Origin of the sequence: Frankia gtarii (assembly GCF_025403375.1) — a bacterium.
In the GTDB taxonomy this organism is placed as follows: domain Bacteria; phylum Actinomycetota; class Actinomycetes; order Frankiales; family Frankiaceae; genus Frankia; species Frankia gtarii.
Genome location: NZ_JAMPTM010000485.1, coordinates 1 through 2,313, shown reverse-complemented (window position 1 = coordinate 2,313; position 2,313 = coordinate 1). Strand labels below are relative to the sequence as shown.

General features: G+C 72.3%; 2 protein-coding genes. Both read left to right on the top strand.

The window, feature by feature from the left end; translation table 11 throughout:
* Window positions 1-341: 341 nt before the first annotated feature.
* Window positions 342-1,700 carry a M20/M25/M40 family metallo-hydrolase gene (locus tag NBZ83_RS31705; RefSeq protein ID WP_261567582.1) on the top strand — a complete coding sequence of 453 codons (1,359 nt, stop codon included), beginning with the start codon at window positions 342-344 and terminating at the stop codon, window positions 1,698-1,700.
* Between the two features lie 38 nt (window positions 1,701-1,738).
* On the top strand, window positions 1,739-2,233 hold the full coding sequence (locus NBZ83_RS31700; RefSeq protein ID WP_261567581.1) for a hypothetical protein: 495 nt from the start codon (window positions 1,739-1,741) through the stop codon (window positions 2,231-2,233).
* The last annotated feature ends 80 nt before the right edge of the window (window positions 2,234-2,313 follow it).

The following is a 2,313-nucleotide window of genomic DNA, read 5'->3' as shown; positions in this document are numbered from 1 at the left end:
GGCCGGGCGGGGGCCGACCGGCAGCGGGTGCTCCGGGCGCAGGCTCGAGACGATGCGCCAGATGCTGCGATAACCGTGGGTCACGTGGAGGTGGTAGTCGAGGTCACCGGTGCTGAGGAAGCGTTCGGCGCAGACAAGGTCGGAGCGCGGGCACTGGTAGATGGTCACGGGACCTCCCCCGAGGGGATCGCGGTCGTCGCCGCGGATCACGCCACCGGCGATCACCGTGGGGCTACCTCGGTCGAGGGCGCGGCGACGCAATGCTGCTGTTCGGTTGCGCCCGCGTTTCACGGTACGGTCCGTGGCCGGCATGCGCCTCCCGGGCGGAGCAGACTGGAGGCATGCCTAGCGTGCCGTCTTCGTCCCCCGACCCGACCGGTGGCATCCGGCTGCCGGTGAGCGCACCGGACGCCGAGGGGGAGGTGGTCGAGCTCTGTCGGGATCTGCTCCGCTTCGAGTCGGTCAACCGCGGCAACGGCGACGGCCACGAGCGCCCGATCGCCGAGTACGTCGCCGCGAAGCTCGCCGAGGTGGGCATCGAACCGACGATCCTGGAGTCGGAGCCGGGGCGCACCAGCGTCGTCGCCCGGATCGAGGGCACCGACCCGTCCCGCGCGCCGCTGCTCATCCACGGCCACCTCGACGTGGTGCCCGCCGACGCCAGCCAGTGGCGGGTCGCGCCGTTCGCCGGCGAGGAGGTCGACGGCTGCCTGTGGGGGCGCGGCGCCGTCGACATGAAGGACATGGACGCGATGACCCTCGCGGTCGTGCGCGACCTCGCCCGCTCCGGCCGCCGTCCCCCGCGTGACCTCGTCGTCGCCTTCCTCGCCGACGAGGAGGCCGGCGGCGTGCTCGGCGCCCGCTGGCTGGTCGAGCACCATCCCGACCTGTTCGCCGACTGCACCGAGGCGATCGGCGAGGTCGGCGGCTTCTCCTACACCGTCTCCGACGACCTGCGGCTCTACCTCATCGAGACGGCCGAGAAGGGGCTCGGGTGGATGAAGCTGACCGCGTCCGGCCGGGCCGGGCACGGGTCGATGATCAGCGACGACAACGCGGTTACGGCGCTGTGCGAGGCGGTGGCGCGCCTGGGCCGCCACGAGTTCCCGCTCGTGCTCACGCCGACGGTGCGGGTGTTCCTCAACGAGCTGGGGGACGCGCTCGGCATCGAGTTCGACCTCGACGACCTGCAGGCCACGGTCAGCAAGCTCGGCCCCGTCGCCCGGATGATCGGCGCGACGCTGCGCAATACCGTCAACCCCACCCAGCTGCAGGCCGGGGAGAAGGTCAACGTCATCCCCGGCGAGGCCACCGCCTACGTCGACGGCCGCTACCTGCCCGGCCAGGAAGAGGAGTTCGTCCGCCAGCTCGACGAGATCCTCGGGCCGGACATCCGGCGCGAGTGGGTCGTCCACGACGACGCGGTCGAGACCGGTTTCGACGGGGCGCTGGTGGAGGCGATGGGCGCCTCGCTGCGCGCGGAGGACCCGATCGCCCGGGCAGTCCCCTACATGCTTTCCGGTGGGACGGACGCCAAGTCGTTCTCCAGGCTGGGGATCCGCTGCTTCGGCTTCTCCCCGCTGCTGCTGCCCGCGGACCTGGACTTCTCCGGGATGTTCCACGGCGTGGACGAGCGGGTGCCGGTCGAATCCCTGCGCTTCGGCGTCCGGGTCCTCGACCGTTTCCTACGTGCCTGCTGACCTCGCCGGCCCGCGGACTGTCACCCGTGGTGTAATTGGTGCCGTCGCTGCGTGACATCATGGTGAGCGTGACCGACGACGCACTGCCCGCCTACGGCCTCGACTCGCCCGTCGAGGCGCCGGTGGACTGCCCGTCGGTCACCTTCGCCTATCTGGTGCAGGTCAGTCTGGACGGCAGCCGGTGGGTGGCCGATCGGACGGAGCCGTCCGGCGGCTTCGAGCACAGCCCGGGTACCGCGGTGCAGGTCGCCTGCCAGGTCCTGGGCCGCCGCTTCGTCCAGTTGCGGGCCGACGAGGACGCCCGGTGGCGCGACGTGTGGTTCCGTGCCGACGTCTGGTCCCTCGATCGGTCCACCGGCTCGGATCACGCAGGCTCGGATCATGCCGGCTCGGATCGCGCGGGTCAGTCGGACACGCCGGCGGTCCCGGCCGGCTGGGCGCTGTCGGGGCGGCATCTGCAGAGCCGCGGGATCGTCCCGGATGCGGTGGAGATACGCACTCCCATCCAGGTCCGCCACGAGGTCGGCCGCTGACCGGAGCCGGGCCGAAAGCGGCGAGGCGCCCGCGCAACGTGCCGTGCCGGCGGCCGGCGGGCCGGCGGGGCGGCGTGGTG